The following is a 15,482-nucleotide window of genomic DNA, read 5'->3' as shown; positions in this document are numbered from 1 at the left end:
GGGCCGCGCTGGATCGGCTCGAGGCGCGCCGCGCCCGGCTGCTTGCCCGAGCGCGGACTGCCTGGCGCAGGCGCCGCCTGCGGCAGCGCGCGGCCTCGAGCGCCATATCGCGCGTCGAGCCCGGCAAGGCCGCGGCGTGCCGATCTGGACGACCGCGCATAACGGCGTCACGCGCACCGATCCCCGCACCGGAGAAGCGACGCCGCCGATCAACGTCCATCTTCTCCATCTTCATGCCGGTGTCGATGCTGAGGCGGAACCGGCCATGCATTTCGGACTCGCCAAGGGCGTCTCCGCCCTGATCGAAGCCGCTGCCGCCGACCTGGGCGTCGAAGTGGGCGGCATGGACACGCCGATCTCGATTGATCCCGATAGCGGTCGGCCATGGCGCGCACGCTTCGATGCGAAGACGCTCGCACAAGAGGAACGGATGCTTCAGGCGGCCGCCTATAGTGTGCGCTTACCTCACCGGCATGCGCGACTGCGAGGTGCAGGCGATGCGGCGGGGGTGCCTCTCGATCGCGCGCAGCGAGGATGGCCTGGTCGAGCGGCATCGCATTCGATCGACCATCTACAAGCGTCGGTCGACCATGGGCGAGGCGGCGAGCTGGGTGACGATCGAGCCGGTCGCAGACGCGATAGCGGTGCTTGAAACGCCTGTCGGCAAGACCGACGCGCGCCAGCGGCAGCGATACGCCTCTGGCCGGTGCTACGCCCCGGCGCCGCCACCAGACGCATCTGTCGAGCGAGGTGGTCCGCCAACTCACGTCCTTCCGCGACCACCTCACCGCTGCCCTTCGGCAGCCCTGATGTGTCCGGTCATCCCGTCCGGACCCGGTGGCAAGCCGTGGCGCATAACGACGCGGCAGTTTCCGCCGCACCATCGCATGGCACATCGCCAACCGTCCGTTCGGCACCATCGCCGGCATGATCCAGTATAAGCACGCCTCGGTCGCCGCTTTCGAGGGCTATGCCGGAACCAGCGCATCGGGTTTCGCGCCGAGTCGAGGCGCAGCGCCGGCTCGGTCAGCAGGGCGACCTGCTGGACTATTTCGACCGGCGGCAGGGCGGTGCCTCACTCGCGGGGCCGGCGGGACCACGCATCGCGCGGACGCTCGACGATGCGGCCGTGCAGCTCGGGCCCTTGCCCGCCATGATCGCCGACCGCTCCCGGCTACGTGTCATGCTCGCCAGCGTCGCGCCGAACCCTCCATGTCGGCCTCCTCGCGGAATTGCTTCTTCGATCCCGCCACCGCGCTCTGCCTCAAGCGCGTGACCACCCCGATCCCAAGCAGCCGCTCACGGCGCTGTGCGAGCCGACCCGCTGTCCCAACGCCTGCATCACCGCCCGTCACAGGCCAGCTTGGGAACGCGCGGCCGATGATGCCAGGGCATTGCTGCGCGAACGACGTCTGTCGGATCTTCAACGCCATGCACTCGCCACCGAGATCAACCGGCTCACTACCGTGATCGACGCCATCGGCCCCGCGCCGCCGGAGGCCAACCCCGGCTGACGGCGGAAGCTTCTGCGCCGGTCGGCGCGCTGGCGCAACGGCGTTGCCGTCCTCCGCTTCGCTGCGGCCCTACGGGTGCGCAACCGCGCTTGTGCCCGGCGCTAGTCGAGCTCCGCCGCCGGGGATGGCCCCCGACGGGCAAGCGGAGTTCAGATCATGCCAACTCAGGTACGAGCCGACGTCTATACTCGGGTCACCGAGGCGATCTTGCAGCGATCGAAGCCGGTACGGGCGAACTGGGCGCATGCCATGGCATCACAGCGGCGCCGATGTCACCCGGCCGACCAACATCGCCAGCGGCAAGCCCTATCGCAGGCAATCAACACGGTGTCGCTCTGGGCGGCGGCCTATGGCGGCGGCTATGCGAGCGGGTCTGGGCACTTATCGGTCAGTGGCAGGACCGCGGCGCCCCAGGTCCGCAAGGGGCGAGCATGCCAGCCTCGAGCGTCCTCCCCTGGGGGAAAGGAGATCAGCCGGCGCGGACGACGAGGCAGGATTGACGAAGATGGCGGCAAGGGACGGCGGCTCTTCGCCCGGGCGTTCAGCCTGTTTCAACGCCGATCAGGTCGACGGCTACGCGCCCGAGCCCGGGCCGGTCCTGCACCGAGAGCGAGCGCCTTGCGGCCGCCGAGGCCTTCATCGCCGCGCTCGGTAATCGACACGGTCCTACGGGTCGAGCAGCGCCTATTACCATCTCGGCGAAGACCGCAATCTACATGCGCAATTCGCAACCTTCCTTAGCGCGCATGGATTCTACGGCACCCATATCCACGAGTGTGCCCATGCCAGCGGCGCGGGCCGCATCGGCTCGACCGGGATTTCAGCGCCAGGTGGACCAAGGACGCGCTCGCGATGGAGGAAGCGACCGCGAGCTGACCGCCTCGTTCCTGCTTGCCGACCTCGGCATCGCGCACGATTCCGCGTCCCGATCATGCCGACTATATCGCCTCCTGGCTGGCGTTATGCTCACTCGCCATAACCTGGCTAATCGCGAGGTGTCGATAATGTGAAGGAACGCGGCCAGATTGGCCGAGTTCTTGGGGTTTCCTGCAAACGTTCCTTCACATTATTTCAAAGCGTGTCGAGCCAGGCGAGCACAGCTTGTATCGCGCTTCCACGAAGGCTGACCGCCGGGTGTTGTCGGAACGGCGACCTGTTCCAGGGGCCCTTCGCTTCGTTTCAAGATTGCCCTGGCATAGTGGTTGTCGTGTCGAGGCTCACGTGGCCGAGCCAACTGCGGATGACTGTAACATCGACGCCCGCAGATATGAGGTGCACGGCGGTGGCGTGCCGGAAGGCGTGCGGCGTCACGTGCTTGGTACGCAGCGTTGGTGTGGCTTCGGTCGCCGCCTTTACGTAGGCGGCAAGCTTGAATCGGACGCCCGACGCGCTGAGCGGTTCGCCATAGCGGTTAACGAACAGCCGTTGGTCAGGCGCCCGTGGTTGCCGTTCGAGCAGCTTCTTCAGCAGCAAGGCTGTTTCAGGCCAGAGCGGGCAGATGCGTTCCTTCCGTCCCTTGCCGGTCAAGCGCACGCAGCTCGGACTTTCGAACCGGATTGCTTCGGGGCACAAGTCGAGCGCTTCCTGTATTCGTGCGCCGCTGTTGTAGAGGAACGAGAGCAGCACATGATCGCGCATGCCTTCGAGCGTCGAACGGTCAGGCTGGGCAAGAATTGCCGTCACTTCCGCCGGATCCAGATAGCAGGGCTCCGATAACCGGCGTGCGCTTGACGGGTATGTTGAGGATTTCGACGCATTGCGCGATCGATGCAGGATCCCTGGTCGCCACGAAGTGGAAGAAGCTGCGGATTGCGGCAAAGCCTGCAGTTGCGCGTGCCGATCGTGCCGCCGCGCTCATGTTCAGCGTAACTGAGGAACGCGGAGACCTCGCTTGCGGCCAGATCAGTCATCGTAATCATAGCCACCTTCCTTCCAGCCCGCTGTGCGACGAACCGCAAGAACAGCCGCCAGGTATCGCGGTATGATCGGACTGTATGGATGGATTCGTTGCGCTGGCTCGACCAGCCATTCGTAGAAGAACGCGCGCATCAGTACCGGGAACGGGTTGGCCTTGCTCATGTCTGCACCTCCCGCTCCATGCTGAGGCAAGGTGCGCCCACCATGCGGAACCGCTCGTTTGCGTAATGCAGCAGATCCTGGGTGACCGTGATGTAGACCAGCGTAGAGTTGATATCCCGGTGGCCGAGGTAGGTCGCGAGGAATGGCAGACGGTCCTGCGGGTTGATGCCCGTCCTGTACCATTCGAGGATCCGGTTCACGACCATCGAGTGGCGCAGGTCGTGCAAACGCGGTCCCGTTCGCCCCTGCGGTGGCTTCAGCCGGCACGGCGTATGACGTCAACGAGCAGCCAGGCGACGGCTTGCTTCGTATAGCGGCCGCTCCGCTGCTCGTGCCAGAACAGACCTGACCTCGGATCCTGCGGGGCACCCGCGCGACGCCGCACATCGATGTACGCCCGAAGTTCGGCCATCACAGTGTCGGGCAGCGGCAGTATCCTTGTCTTGTAGAACTTGGTCTGCCGTATAGTGATCGTGCCGCCCTGAAGATCAACATCCCCCAGATCAAGGCGGGCAACCTCGCTGCGCCGCAGGCCCGCGCAATAGGCGAGCAGAAGCATCGTGTAGACACTCAACGGGCGAAGCGACGCTCGCGGAGAGGGGTAAGAGCGAGCAATGTCGAGCATATGCTGCACGTCGGCGGGCGTATAGATATGAGGTTTGCGCCATTGTTTGCCACTTCCTTCCCCGGACGTGGGTCCGGTCGGCGCGGTGGGATCGACGGATCCCGGTGGCGGAGTATCTTCGCAAGGACGCGCTTCAGCTTTTCGCATTCGGCAGGATGATTGCGCGTGGCCTTCGCCGCCGCCCAGTGTTCGAGCATCACCCCGATCGGTTCATCCTGCAGCGCCGGGTTCAGCTGTAGGAACCGGTCGAACCGCAAAAGCCACACAGGCTGCGTGGTATATTTGTACCCCCTGTTGCGCATCAGCGTAACGTGCTCGGCCATGATCGCGCCCAGCACGCTGCCGAACGGTTTGGGCTGATGCAGTTCGGCAAGGGCTTGTTCTGGATCGCGTGAAGCCAGAGCGCGCCAGACCGGCATGCACTGCTTGACGTTGCACTCCTTGCGCAGGACGACGACGGGATTGCGGTGGATCGCCCCGGTTTGCACAAGGTGATCGAGGAACCGGTCGATAATGCGGGTGCGGTGGAGCAGCGTCGTCGCTGTCCAACGGTCGGACCACGCCCGCAACCAGGCTACCAGCACATCTTGGCCGAGTTCGGTGTGGCGCGCGGCGACGTCCTGGAAGCTGTAGAGCACCTGTTTGTAATAGGTGCGGCTGTTCTTGCTGCGCAGGCCAAGGTCCGCGAGATAGCGCGCGATCAACAGTCGTTCGGGATCGGGCCATGGCGTCATGACAGCACCTCCGATCCCGGAAACGTCGAGCGCGATGGCCCGCAGGTCTTCGGTTGCCAGCTTGAGATACGGAGCGGTAGATTCCGTCGAACGATGACCCCAGCATATCGCCGATCACCTTTTGCGGGACCGAGGCGCGCAGCATCTCGACCGCGCGGGCATGTCTGAAGATGTGTGGCCCACACTTCCCCGGTGGCTTGACCCCGGCATCCCGGATTCGCCGGAAGACGGCACTATGCAGCACCCGGAGCCTTCCATAGGGTGCACGGGTCCGCACGAACACTTCGCGGGCGTCGGTCTGCGGTCGTCCCGAGCGCAGATAGCTGAGGATGGCTTCGCCCACCGGAGCCATCAACGGCAGATAGGAACAGGCACGGGTCTTGGTGTGGAGGATGCGGATCGATTCCGTCCGCCAGTCAATATCCTCGATCTTCAGATTGCGGATTTCGCCGGACCTCAGACCATAAGTCGCCAGCAGTTGCAGGATCGCCTGATCTCTGAGCCCGATAGGCGTTGTGTCTTTGCTCGCGGTTTCCAGAACGGCGGCGATCTGATCGCGCTCCAGGATCGAGGGCACCCCTTCATAGGCATACAATAGCGGGGGCGATGACGTGCGGCGACAAGTCGATTGCGGTGCGGCGCGTACGGTGCAGATAACGCAACAGCGAGCGAAGACGCTCCGCCACGTCCTTCACCGATTTGCGCGTTTGGTGCGGGCTGCGCATATCCATGTAACGGTCGATGTCGCCGACGCTCATTTCCACCAGGCTGTCGACGCCGCATCGATCAAGCTGCCAGGTCAGGAAGTTCCGACCTTCCCACATCAATGCGTAGATGCTGCGCTCCGCAAGGCCCCGCTCCTCGCGCAGCCAGATCTCGTATTCGTCGCAAATCGTAAAGCGCAGCGTGTCAGCAGCACATGTCGCTTTGGGCGCGGGTGGCCAACGGCCCTGTGCAAGCCGCAGTAGGGCGTGGATTCCAGAACGCGGAATGGAGTGCCAACACGGCCCTGGTGGTCGGCCATGACGTTTGCGGAACATCGTGATCGCATGGTGCAAATAGTACCCCACCTGCGCCTCGGTCACCTCCGCGATCGGGATGCTGCGCCGGGCAAGATAGTCGAGGAACCCGCGCGCATAGGCGCAGTAGTTCCCGGCCACCACCGGGCTGTATCGTTGGCTGGTCAGTACGGATCTGAGTTCGGAGATCAGTTCGCAATCGGTATTCGGCATTGACGGCTCCTCTGCTGGTCAAACGACCGCAGAGGTTCGTCGAGAAATAATGCGGAGCAAAGCCCGTCAGATAACGTCGCAATTCTGCGCATTTCAGACACTGAAACTGCGTTCCTTCACATTATCGACACCTCGCGATTACTTCAGGTGCTGAAGAACGACAGCCGCGCGATCTTCACTGCGGCCAGCAAGGCGCAGGCGGCGGCCGATTGGATGCACGCCCAGCAGCCGTGACGCTCACGCGGCCCGCACCTCGGCGCCGAGCGCATCAAGCAGCGGACAGCCCGGATCCTGACCGGCATCGCAGGCTCGCACCGAGTCTGCCAGAACCCGTTCCATCCGCCTGAGGTCCGCGATCCGCGCGCGCACATCCTGCAGATGCGACGCCGCGAGCTCGCGGACTTCGGTGCAGGAGGCCTGGCCGCCGGCCGCGAGTCCGAGCAAGGCGCGCACCTCGTCAAGGGTGAAGCCCAGCTCCCTCGCACGGCGCACGAAGCCCAGGCGAGCCACGTCCTCCCGACCGTAGCTGCGGTAACGGCCCCGCCGCGGCGGAACGGGCAGCAGCCCGATCCGCTCGTAATAGCGGATCGTCTCGATGTTGCAGCTGGTACGGCGCGAGAGTTCGCCGATCTGGATCGCGGCGGTTGCGGCCATCTTCAAAATACCTCTTGAGTCTGTAGTCGCTACAGATGGTAGGATAGCTGCATGCCCGCCACAAGGAGTCGCCCGTGACCCAGACACCAAGCCCGCCCAAGGGGATAAGTACCGCCGCGCTTACCCTGGCGGGGATCGCCGCCGCGTTCGGCGTCGCTGCCTGCTGCGCACTGCCGATCCTCTTGGCATCCGCCGGCATCGGCGCGGCCTGGCTCAGCGGCGTGGCCGTCGTCTCCGCGCCCTATCGCACGCCGCTCCTCGTGATCGGCGCATTATGCCTCGTCGCCGGCGCCGCGCTGCTATTGCGCCAGCAACTCGCCGCCATGCGCTGCGGCCCGGACGGCGTGTGCACGCCGCGCTGGACGCGCATCCTCACTCTCGCCGGCCTATTGGTCGGCGCGGCACTGCTCTGGGCGGGTTATAGCTATGTCTGACGTCGTTCCGGAGCTGCACTCGACCCTGACCTGTCCGCACTGCGGACATCAGGCGACCGAGACGATGCCGACCAACGCATGCCAGTTTTTCTATGACTGCCGGGGCTGCGGCGCGGTCCTCAAGCCCAAGCAGGGCGATTGCTGCGTCTTTTGTTCCTATGGCGACGTTCCGTGTCCGCCGATCCAGATCGAGGGCAAGGGCGCGTCCTGCTGCGGCTGAAGACAAGCCGTGACGCTTGCCACCCCCGCTGACGCTGCCCCTGAACCGACGGTTGCATTCCCCGACGGCACCGTCGTCCCGGACTGGACTGCGGTCACCGCGCCAAGCGCCCATTCGGCCCTGACAGCGCTGTTCGCGGCATTTATCGGCCGCAGGTGGCATGGCATCGACAGCACCGAGGACGAGGTGCGGCGTGCCATCCTCCGGGCCTATGTCACCCAGGGCCACGCGCCGGCGCCGGTGGAGATCGCTGCCGCGGTTGCGCTCCCGCCCGGCGACGTGGCCGCAGCGCTCCACCGGCTCGCCGGACGCGATCTCGTGGTCCTCGACGGCGACGGCCGAGTGAGCGGCGCCTATCCTTTCACCGATGCTCCCAGTGAGCATCAGGTGGAGGCCGCGGGTATCACGATGGGAGCCATGTGCGCCCTCGACGCGCTGGGGATCTGCACGATCGCACCGCACGCCAGCCTCATCCGCTCGTCATGCCGCCAATGCCGGCGCTCGCTTGCGATCCATGTCCACGACCGGGGCTGCACCTTGGGCGACGTCGTGCCCGAGGGGATTCTCGTCTGGTCCGGTCATCGCTACACCGGCGGCTGTGCAGCGTCTTCGCTCTGCACTCAGCAGGCTTTCTTCTGCCATGCCGATCATCTTGAAGCCTGGCGTATGGACGGTTCCGTGACCGCCCGCGACGGCATTCGCCTGACCCTGCGCGAGGCCCTCCAGGTCGGCCGCGCGATCTTTGCACCGATGCTCGGAGGGATATTGCCATGGCCCATTACGACCTGATCGTCATCGGCAGCGGAACAGCCGCCCAGGTCGCGATCGGCCAGGTCCGCGCCGCCGGATGGTCCGTCGCCGTCATCGACCACCGCCCGTTCGGCGGCACCTGTGCGCTACGGGGCTGCGATCCCAAGAAGATGCTGGTCAGCGGCGAAGAGGCGATCGATGCCGCCGCTCGCATGGCCGGACATGGTGTCGGCGGCGACCTGGCGATCGATTGGCCGAGCCTGATGGCGTTCAAGCGCAGCTTTACCGATCCGGTCCCCGCCAAGCAGGAACGCCGCTACGCCAAGCTGGGCGTCGACGCCTTCCACGGGCTAGCGCGCTTCGCAAGCCCGGACGCGGTCGCGGTCGACGGTCGGACGTTGCAGGCCCAGCATATCCTGATCGCAACCGGCGCGGGGCCGATCCCGCTCGGCATTCCAGGCGAGGAGCTGGTCAGCACGAGCGACGCTTTCCTCGAGCTGGAGACGCTGCCGCGCCGGATCGTGCTGATCGGCGGCGGCTATGTCGCCGCGGAGTTCTCGCATCTGGCCGCACGTGCCGGCGCCGAAGTCACGATCCTGCAGCGCGCTAGCCGGCTGCTGCCGCATTTCGATCCCGACCTGGTGGGCTGGCTCACACCGCGGTTCACGGCGCTCGGCATTCGCATCGAGACCGGCACCGCGGTCACACGGGTCGAGCGGAACGGGGACGGCCTGCAGGTGCGTGCCTCTCGCCAGGGAGCGCCGGACCTGGAGGTCGCCTGCGATCTCGTCATTCATGCTGCCGGGCGTCGTCCCGATCTCGGCAGCCTCGACCTGTCCACCGGGCAGGTCGCGGTGCAAGACGGACGACTGCAGCTCGATGCGCATCTGCGCAGCATTTCCAACCCGCGGGTCTATGCCGCCGGTGACGCCGCCGGCGTCGGGCCGCCCCTGACCCCGGTGTCGAGCCACGACGCGAAGATCGTCGCCGCGAACCTCCTGCAAGGTCCATCGCGCGAGCCCGACTATCGCGGTGTTCCGAGCGTCGCCTTCACCGTGCCGCCGATCGCCGCCGTCGGGCTTTCGGAAGAGGCGGCGCGCCGCAGCGGCCTCAAGTTCCGGGTTAACGCGGCCTCGACGCCGGACTGGTTCACCGCCCGCCGGCTCGCCGAGCCGGTCTATGGCCACAAAGTTCTGATCGACGAGCGGACGGACCTCGTCCTCGGCGCGCATCTCGTCGGGCCGAACGCCGACGAGGTGATCAACCTTTTCGGCCTGGCCATCCGCCACGGCCTCACCGCGGCCGATCTACGCTCCACCATGTTTGCCTATCCGACCGGCGCCTCGGATATCGGCTACATGCTCTAGGCGACGCCGCGCACGATCCGTCACCAGTGCTCGCCCGCGGGCGGGCGGCAGCCTGTCGCGAAAGACGATAGCGGGCTGTCGCCCGCCTGATCTGCGGACGCCGCTGACGCGGCGGCGCTACTTTTTGGGCCTCCCTTCCGACGCGGAGGTGGTCGGCGCTCCCTGCTAGGCCCGCCACGGCGGGCTGCAAGCCCCGGCTTCGCCGGGCTGCTCCATTTCATTTCGCCCCTGCGGGTGCAGCCCGCCGCTCGAACGGGCCTCTTCGGTCGCTCTCGCCGCCCACCCCCGCCTCGGGGGAGGCCGATGCGGTTTTTGGGCAGTGCTGGAGGCAGCCGATGGTTTTCTTCCTCGAACCCCGGATTGGGGCTGGACTGTCAGGATATGTCGCCGAGCTGGGCGCTGCGTTCCTGTGTGGCGATCTTGGCATATCTGCCGAGCCGCGTCCCGATCACGCCGCCTATATCGATAACTGGCTGGCGTTATGCTCACCTCGCCATAACCTGGCTAATCGCGAGGTGTCGATAATGTGAAGGAACGCGGCCAGATTGGCCGAGTTCTGGGGTTTCCTGCCAACGTTCCTTCACATTATTTCAAAGCGTGTCGAGCCAGGCGAGCACGCTTGTATCGCGCTTCCACGAAGGCTGACCGCCGGGTGTTGTCGGAACGGCGACCTGTTCCAGGGCCTTTCGCTTCGTTTCAAGATTGGCCCTGGCATAGTGGTTGGTCGTGTCGAGGCTCACGTGGCCGAGCCAACTGCGGATGACTGTAACATCGACGCCCGCAGATATGAGGTGCACGGCGGTGGCGTGCCGGAAGGCGTGCGGCGTCACGTGCTTGGTACGCAGCGTTGGTGTGGCTTCGGTCGCCGCCTTTACGTAGGCGGCAAGCTTGAATCGGACGCCCGACGCGCTGAGCGGTTCGCCATAGCGGTTAACGAACAGCCGTTGGTCAGGCGCCCGTGGTTGCCGTTCGAGCAGCTTCTTCAGCAGCAAGGCTGTTTCAGGCCAGAGCGGGCAGATGCGTTCCTTCCGTCCCTTGCCGGTCAAGCGCACGCAGCTCGGACTTTCGAACCGGATTGCTTCGGGGCACAAGTCGAGCGCTTCCTGTATTCGTGCGCCGCTGTTGTAGAGGAACGAGAGCAGCACATGATCGCGCATGCCTTCGAGCGTCGAACGGTCAGGCTGGGCAAGAATTGCCGTCACTTCCGCCGGATCCAGATAGCAGGGCTCCGATACCGGCGTGCGCTTGACGGGTATGTTGAGGATTTCGACGCATTGCGCGATCGATGCAGGATCCCTGGTCGCCACGAAGTGGAAGAAGCTGCGGATTGCGGCAAGCCTGCAGTTGCGCGTGCCGATCGTGCCGCCGCGCTCATGTTCAGCGTAACTGAGGAACGCGGAGACCTCGCTTGCGGCCAGATCAGTCATCGTAATCATAGCCACCTTCCTTCCAGCCCGCTGTGCGACGAACCGCAAGAACAGCCGCCAGGTATCGCGGTATGATCGGACTGTATGGATGGATGCGTTGCGCTGCTCGACCAGCCATTCGTAGAAGAACGCGCGCATCAGTACCGGGAACGGGTTGGCCTTGCTCATGTCTGCACCTCCCGCTCCATGCTGAGGCAAGGTGCGCCCACCATGCGGAACCGCTCGTTTGCGTAATGCAGCAGATCCTGGGTGACCGTGATGTAGACCAGCGTAGAGTTGATATCCCGGTGGCCGAGGTAGGTCGCGAGGAATGGCAGACGGTCCTGCGGGTTGATGCCCGTCCTGTACCATTCGAGGATCCGGTTCACGACCATCGAGTGGCGCAGGTCGTGCAAACGCGGTCCCGTTCGCCCCTGCGGTGGCTTCAGCCCGGCACGGCGTATGACGTCAACGAGCAGCCAGGCGACGGCTTGCTTCGTATAGCGGCCGCTCCGCTGCTCGTGCCAGAACAGACCTGACCTCGGATCCTGCGGGGCACCCGCGCGACGCCGCACATCGATGTACGCCCGAAGTTCGGCCATCACAGTGTCGGGCAGCGGCAGTATCCTTGTCTTGTAGAACTTGGTCTGCCGTATAGTGATCGTGCCGCCCTGAAGATCAACATCCCCCAGATCAAGGCGGGCAACCTCGCTGCGCCGCAGGCCCGCGCAATAGGCGAGCAGAAGCATCGTGTAGACACTCAACGGGCGAAGCGACGCTCGCGGAGAGGGGTAAGAGCGAGCAATGTCGAGCATATGCTGCACGTCGGCGGGCGTATAGATATGAGGTTTGCGCCATTGTTTGGCCACTTCCTTCCCCGGACGTGGGTCCGGTCGGCGCGGTGGGATCGACGGATCCCGGTGGCGGAGTATCTTCGCAAGGACGCGCTTCAGCTTTTCGCATTCGGCAGGATGATTGCGCGTGGCCTTCGCCGCCGCCCAGTGTTCGAGCATCACCCCGATCGGTTCATCCTGCAGCGCCGGGTTCAGCTGTAGGAACCGGTCGAACCGCAAAAGCCACACAGGCTGCGTGGTATATTTGTACCCCCTGTTGCGCATCAGCGTAACGTGCTCGGCCATGATCGCGCCCAGCACGCTGCCGAACGGTTTGGGCTGATGCAGTTCGGCAAGGGCTTGTTCTGGATCGCGTGAAGCCAGAGCGCGCCAGACCGGCATGCACTGCTTGACGTTGCACTCCTTGCGCAGGACGACGACGGGATTGCGGTGGATCGCCCCGGTTTGCACAAGGTGATCGAGGAACCGGTCGATAATGCGGGTGCGGTGGAGCAGCGTCGTCGCTGTCCAACGGTCGGACCACGCCCGCAACCAGGCTACCAGCACATCTTGGCCGAGTTCGGTGTGGCGCGCGGCGACGTCCTGGAAGCTGTAGAGCACCTGTTTGTAATAGGTGCGGCTGTTCTTGCTGCGCAGGCCAAGGTCCGCGAGATAGCGCGCGATCAACAGTCGTTCGGGATCGGGCCATGGCGTCATGACAGCACCTCCGATCCCGGAACGTCGAGCGCGATGGCCCGCAGGTCTTCGGTTGCCAGCTTGAGATACGGAGCGGTAGATTCCGTCGAACGATGACCCAGCATATCGCCGATCACCTTTTGCGGGACCGAGGCGCGCAGCATCTCGACCGCGCGGGCATGTCTGAAGATGTGTGGCCCACACTTCCCCGGTGGCTTGACCCCGGCATCCCGGATTCGCCGGAAGACGGCACTATGCAGCACCCGGAGCCTTCCATAGGGTGCACGGGTCCGCACGAACACTTCGCGGGCGTCGGTCTGCGGTCGTCCCGAGCGCAGATAGCTGAGGATGGCTTCGCCCACCGGAGCCATCAACGGCAGATAGGAACAGGCACGGGTCTTGGTGTGGAGGATGCGGATCGATTCCGTCCGCCAGTCAATATCCTCGATCTTCAGATTGCGGATTTCGCCGGACCTCAGACCATAAGTCGCCAGCAGTTGCAGGATCGCCTGATCTCTGAGCCCGATAGGCGTTGTGTCTTTGCTCGCGGTTTCCAGAACGGCGGCGATCTGATCGCGCTCCAGGATCGAGGGCACCCCTTCATAGGCATACAATAGCGGGGCGATGACGTGCGGCGACAAGTCGATTGCGGTGCGGCGCGTACGGTGCAGATAACGCAACAGCGAGCGAAGACGCTCCGCCACGTCCTTCACCGATTTGCGCGTTTGGTGCGGGCTGCGCATATCCATGTAACGGTCGATGTCGCCGACGCTCATTTCCACCAGGCTGTCGACGCCGCATCGATCAAGCTGCCAGGTCAGGAAGTTCCGACCTTCCCACATCAATGCGTAGATGCTGCGCTCCGCAAGGCCCCGCTCCTCGCGCAGCCAGATCTCGTATTCGTCGCAAATCGTAAAGCGCAGCGTGTCAGCAGCACATGTCGCTTTGGGCGCGGGTGGCCAACGGCCCTGTGCAAGCCGCAGTAGGGCGTGGATTCCAGAACGCGGAATGGAGTGCCAACACGGCCCTGGTGGTCGGCCATGACGTTTGCGGAACATCGTGATCGCATGGTGCAAATAGTACCCCACCTGCGCCTCGGTCACCTCCGCGATCGGGATGCTGCGCCGGGCAAGATAGTCGAGGAACCCGCGCGCATAGGCGCAGTAGTTCCCGGCCACCACCGGGCTGTATCGTTGGCTGGTCAGTACGGATCTGAGTTCGGAGATCAGTTCGCAATCGGTATTCGGCATTGACGGCTCCTCTGCTGGTCAAACGACCGCAGAGGTTCGTCGAGAAATAATGCGGAGCAAAGCCCGTCAGATAACGTCGCAATTCTGCGCATTTCAGACACTGAAACTGCGTTCCTTCACATTATCGACACCTCGCGATTACTTCGCATCCTGAAATCCGACCGCAAGGCGATCTTCACTGCTGCAAGTGCCGCGAACAAGGCCGCCGAATATCTGGCATCTTTGTCTATCTCTGAACGCAGAGAGGCGGCCTGATGGCCGCCTTCATTTCGACTTTTGCGAAGGTCGAACGGTGTCGCTGGATTACGGCAGCAATCGCCAAAGCCTGCCTTCGAGGCCGCATTTTTCAAACGCCACGACATTTTCCAACCCGTAAGCAATCAGAATGCTGTCGGCATTGTTGCCCCGCGCGGGCCGTTGCGCGACCGGATCAATGAAGGACACGCGACCTTTCAGAAACAGGATCGCATGGGCTGTCGAGAGAACGACATCATGGAACCAACGCGCACCGACACGCGGCGGAACAAGAGCAACGCCATTGCCGTGTCGCGCCAGCTTCATCAGCCAGACTTTCGCGGGAGTCGCGCCGCCATAGGGCGGATTCAGCCATACTCTGCCGTGCCATTCTCGCGACAGGCCGTCCTGTTCGATGGTGAATCCCGTTGAGCCGCAGCGCGTCGGATCGTCATTATTGGCGCATGGGTCGAGATCGAAATGACCGAGTGCGGAAATGATATGCCGGGGCGTTTGCCAATCATCGCGGGTTGCGGCTGTGCGACTGAAAAAGCTGGTCATGTCCAGCGTGTGCCAGCATCGCCATCGTCAATCGGGGGCATAGGCAGGCGCGGTTCTGATTGGTGCCGTGGTTCTCAATGATTTCTGGCAGGATCATTCGTCGGTTTTTGTCATGGGTTTTGGACCGGACGCGCCAAGGTTCAAGCCCGCTCGCTTCCTTCGTGCAGCTCCGCGCCAATGGTCGTGCTGCGCACGAGCCTTTGATCTCCGTCTTTTTCGTCCGTTCCGCACTCTCCCCATGAACCGAGGGAATGGTCCTTCGGAAAACATGAAGGAGAACATCATGTCAGATATCAATCAGAACCGCCCCAGCCATCGCCTCTTCACCGTGAACGGCGACGGCGAGAACGCCCGCTGGACCGATATCGGCGTTGCATGGGCCACCCGCGACGGGAAAGGCTTCACGATGAGCCTCAATGCTCTTCCGCTCAACGGTCGCGTCGTCATGCGCGTCAACGACAGCAAGGAAGAAAAGAAGGGGCGCGGATAGCGCTCCTTTATCGTCGCTATGGCGATGGACGACGGTTCGCGCGTTCGGCTTGGATCATCGCGAGCAGCGACTGCACCGTCGCGAGGTCCGACTTGGCGGCTGAAAGGCCGAGCGTTGTTTGCTGAAACAGCGCGGCAAGCTGCGCGTCGGATTTCTTCGCCAGATCGCCTTTGGTCATTTTGAACATGGATTCCTCCTGTTGTTTTGCGCCGCCCCCGATGGGCCGCGTTGAGGACGAGGAATCAGTCCCGCATGAATGGGGTGCATTGCCCCAATCGCAATGGAATGGAGAAGGCTGACAACGCCTTGCACCGGATCGCAATCATCGGACAGATACACCGATCACAACCGCGCCCAGCGGGCGGCGGAAATCAGCACGAGAATTCAGAAGAATGATGAAGCG

17 protein-coding genes and 3 pseudogenes are annotated in these 15,482 nt (G+C 64.0%); 8 read left to right on the top strand and 12 right to left on the bottom strand.

What is annotated here, in order from left to right; translation table 11 throughout:
* Together OOT33_RS17910 and OOT33_RS17905 are read left to right on the top strand one after the other, a co-directional pair.
* Window positions 1–652, top strand: a pseudogene (locus OOT33_RS17910) (hypothetical protein); the annotation flags it as partial.
* Between the two features lie 580 nt (window positions 653–1,232).
* Complete coding sequence (locus OOT33_RS17905) at window positions 1,233–1,514, top strand: hypothetical protein (protein WP_373690562.1); 282 nt, start codon at window positions 1,233–1,235, stop codon at window positions 1,512–1,514.
* Between the two features lie 1,071 nt (window positions 1,515–2,585).
* Here the strand turns inward: OOT33_RS17905 and OOT33_RS12445 are convergent.
* From OOT33_RS12445 to OOT33_RS12415, 7 genes and pseudogenes are all read right to left on the bottom strand, one after another.
* Window positions 2,586–3,593, bottom strand: a pseudogene (locus OOT33_RS12445) (tyrosine-type recombinase/integrase).
* Complete coding sequence (locus OOT33_RS12440; protein ID WP_307749328.1) at window positions 3,590–3,820, bottom strand: hypothetical protein; 231 nt, start codon at window positions 3,818–3,820, stop codon at window positions 3,590–3,592. The pseudogene OOT33_RS12445 and the gene OOT33_RS12440 overlap by 4 nt, the downstream one beginning before the upstream one ends.
* 29 nt (window positions 3,821–3,849) lie before the next feature.
* A complete protein-coding gene (locus OOT33_RS12435; protein WP_307750328.1) occupies window positions 3,850–4,218 on the bottom strand; it encodes a tyrosine-type recombinase/integrase in 369 nt (122 codons plus the stop codon).
* A complete protein-coding gene (locus tag OOT33_RS12430; RefSeq protein WP_307750377.1) occupies window positions 4,164–4,952 on the bottom strand; it encodes a hypothetical protein in 789 nt (262 codons plus the stop codon). The genes OOT33_RS12435 and OOT33_RS12430 overlap by 55 nt, the downstream gene beginning before the upstream one ends.
* 157 nt (window positions 4,953–5,109) lie before the next feature.
* Window positions 5,110–5,529 (bottom strand): annotated as a pseudogene (locus OOT33_RS12425) (tyrosine-type recombinase/integrase); the annotation flags it as partial.
* Between the two features lie 4 nt (window positions 5,530–5,533).
* Window positions 5,534–6,184, bottom strand: a complete 651-nt coding sequence (locus tag OOT33_RS12420; RefSeq protein ID WP_307750327.1) for an integrase — start codon at window positions 6,182–6,184, stop codon at window positions 5,534–5,536.
* Between the two features lie 237 nt (window positions 6,185–6,421).
* Window positions 6,422–6,838 (bottom strand): helix-turn-helix domain-containing protein, encoded by a 417-nt coding sequence (locus tag OOT33_RS12415; RefSeq protein WP_017184392.1) that lies wholly within the window; start codon window positions 6,836–6,838, stop codon window positions 6,422–6,424.
* A 74-nt stretch (window positions 6,839–6,912) separates the two neighbouring features.
* Here OOT33_RS12415 and OOT33_RS12410 point away from each other — a divergent pair, with 74 nt between their 5' ends.
* The 5 genes from OOT33_RS12410 (at window position 6,913) to OOT33_RS12390 (ending at window position 10,139) form a co-directional block, all read left to right on the top strand.
* On the top strand, window positions 6,913–7,272 hold the full coding sequence (locus tag OOT33_RS12410; protein ID WP_017184393.1) for a hypothetical protein: 360 nt from the start codon (window positions 6,913–6,915) through the stop codon (window positions 7,270–7,272).
* Window positions 7,265–7,492, top strand: a complete 228-nt coding sequence (locus tag OOT33_RS12405; protein ID WP_025549113.1) for a GDCCVxC domain-containing (seleno)protein — start codon at window positions 7,265–7,267, stop codon at window positions 7,490–7,492. Before OOT33_RS12410 ends, OOT33_RS12405 begins: the two co-directional genes overlap by 8 nt.
* Before the next feature lie 9 nt (window positions 7,493–7,501).
* Window positions 7,502–8,281 (top strand): mercuric reductase, encoded by a 780-nt coding sequence (gene merB, locus OOT33_RS12400; RefSeq protein WP_025549114.1) that lies wholly within the window; start codon window positions 7,502–7,504, stop codon window positions 8,279–8,281.
* A complete protein-coding gene (locus tag OOT33_RS12395; protein WP_039574902.1) occupies window positions 8,263–9,609 on the top strand; it encodes an NAD(P)/FAD-dependent oxidoreductase in 1,347 nt (448 codons plus the stop codon). The genes merB and OOT33_RS12395 overlap by 19 nt, the downstream gene beginning before the upstream one ends.
* A 335-nt stretch (window positions 9,610–9,944) precedes the next feature.
* On the top strand, window positions 9,945–10,139 hold the full coding sequence (locus tag OOT33_RS12390; RefSeq protein ID WP_307750326.1) for a zincin-like metallopeptidase domain-containing protein: 195 nt from the start codon (window positions 9,945–9,947) through the stop codon (window positions 10,137–10,139).
* 60 nt (window positions 10,140–10,199) lie between these two features.
* On the opposite strand, the gene OOT33_RS12385 is transcribed toward OOT33_RS12390, so the two are convergent.
* The 4 genes from OOT33_RS12385 to OOT33_RS12370 all read right to left on the bottom strand — a co-directional run bounded on the left by OOT33_RS12385 (window position 10,200) and on the right by OOT33_RS12370 (window position 14,589).
* A complete protein-coding gene (locus OOT33_RS12385) occupies window positions 10,200–11,204 on the bottom strand; it encodes a tyrosine-type recombinase/integrase (protein ID WP_307749246.1) in 1,005 nt (334 codons plus the stop codon).
* Window positions 11,201–12,565 (bottom strand): tyrosine-type recombinase/integrase, encoded by a 1,365-nt coding sequence (locus OOT33_RS12380; RefSeq protein WP_307749247.1) that lies wholly within the window; start codon window positions 12,563–12,565, stop codon window positions 11,201–11,203. Before OOT33_RS12380 ends, OOT33_RS12385 begins: the two co-directional genes overlap by 4 nt.
* Entirely contained in the window at window positions 12,562–13,794 is a 1,233-nt protein-coding gene (locus OOT33_RS12375) for a tyrosine-type recombinase/integrase (RefSeq protein WP_307749248.1), read from the bottom strand. Before OOT33_RS12375 ends, OOT33_RS12380 begins: the two co-directional genes overlap by 4 nt.
* A 303-nt stretch (window positions 13,795–14,097) precedes the next feature.
* Window positions 14,098–14,589 (bottom strand): DNA N-6-adenine-methyltransferase, encoded by a 492-nt coding sequence (locus OOT33_RS12370; protein WP_307750325.1) that lies wholly within the window; start codon window positions 14,587–14,589, stop codon window positions 14,098–14,100.
* Between the two features lie 283 nt (window positions 14,590–14,872).
* On the opposite strand from OOT33_RS12370, the gene OOT33_RS12365 reads away from it, so the two are divergent.
* Entirely contained in the window at window positions 14,873–15,079 is a 207-nt protein-coding gene (locus OOT33_RS12365) for a hypothetical protein (protein ID WP_307750324.1), read from the top strand.
* A gap of 16 nt (window positions 15,080–15,095) precedes the next feature.
* Here OOT33_RS12365 and OOT33_RS12360 read toward each other — a convergent pair whose 3' ends face one another.
* Window positions 15,096–15,257, bottom strand: coding sequence for a hypothetical protein (locus OOT33_RS12360; RefSeq protein ID WP_307750323.1), 162 nt, complete (start codon window positions 15,255–15,257; stop codon window positions 15,096–15,098).
* Window positions 15,258–15,482 lie beyond the last annotated feature (225 nt).

Source organism: Sphingobium sp. DEHP117 (genome assembly GCF_030867385.1).
Lineage (GTDB): Bacteria > Pseudomonadota > Alphaproteobacteria > Sphingomonadales > Sphingomonadaceae > Sphingobium.
This window is presented reverse-complemented; position numbering and strand designations above follow the sequence as displayed.

What these genes read in the sequence shown, in the direction of transcription:
- OOT33_RS12435 (WP_307750328.1), bottom strand. Translation starts at nt 4,218, where the DNA reads ATGCTCGACATTGCTCGCTCTTACCCCTCTCCGCGAGCGTCGCTTCGC.
- OOT33_RS12430 (WP_307750377.1), bottom strand. Translation starts at nt 4,952, where the DNA reads ATGACGCCATGGCCCGATCCCGAACGACTGTTGATCGCGCGCTATCTC.
- OOT33_RS12420 (WP_307750327.1), bottom strand. Translation starts at nt 6,184, where the DNA reads ATGCCGAATACCGATTGCGAACTGATCTCCGAACTCAGATCCGTACTG.
- OOT33_RS12415 (WP_017184392.1), bottom strand. Translation starts at nt 6,838, where the DNA reads ATGGCCGCAACCGCCGCGATCCAGATCGGCGAACTCTCGCGCCGTACC.
- OOT33_RS12405 (WP_025549113.1), top strand. Translation starts at nt 7,265, where the DNA reads ATGTCTGACGTCGTTCCGGAGCTGCACTCGACCCTGACCTGTCCGCAC.
- OOT33_RS12395 (WP_039574902.1), top strand. Translation starts at nt 8,263, where the DNA reads ATGGCCCATTACGACCTGATCGTCATCGGCAGCGGAACAGCCGCCCAG.
- OOT33_RS12390 (WP_307750326.1), top strand. Translation starts at nt 9,945, where the DNA reads ATGGTTTTCTTCCTCGAACCCCGGATTGGGGCTGGACTGTCAGGATAT.
- OOT33_RS12385 (WP_307749246.1), bottom strand. Translation starts at nt 11,204, where the DNA reads ATGAGCAAGGCCAACCCGTTCCCGGTACTGATGCGCGCGTTCTTCTAC.
- OOT33_RS12380 (WP_307749247.1), bottom strand. Translation starts at nt 12,565, where the DNA reads ATGACGCCATGGCCCGATCCCGAACGACTGTTGATCGCGCGCTATCTC.
- OOT33_RS12375 (WP_307749248.1), bottom strand. Translation starts at nt 13,794, where the DNA reads ATGCCGAATACCGATTGCGAACTGATCTCCGAACTCAGATCCGTACTG.
- OOT33_RS12370 (WP_307750325.1), bottom strand. Translation starts at nt 14,589, where the DNA reads ATGACCAGCTTTTTCAGTCGCACAGCCGCAACCCGCGATGATTGGCAA.
- OOT33_RS12365 (WP_307750324.1), top strand. Translation starts at nt 14,873, where the DNA reads ATGTCAGATATCAATCAGAACCGCCCCAGCCATCGCCTCTTCACCGTG.
- OOT33_RS12360 (WP_307750323.1), bottom strand. Translation starts at nt 15,257, where the DNA reads ATGACCAAAGGCGATCTGGCGAAGAAATCCGACGCGCAGCTTGCCGCG.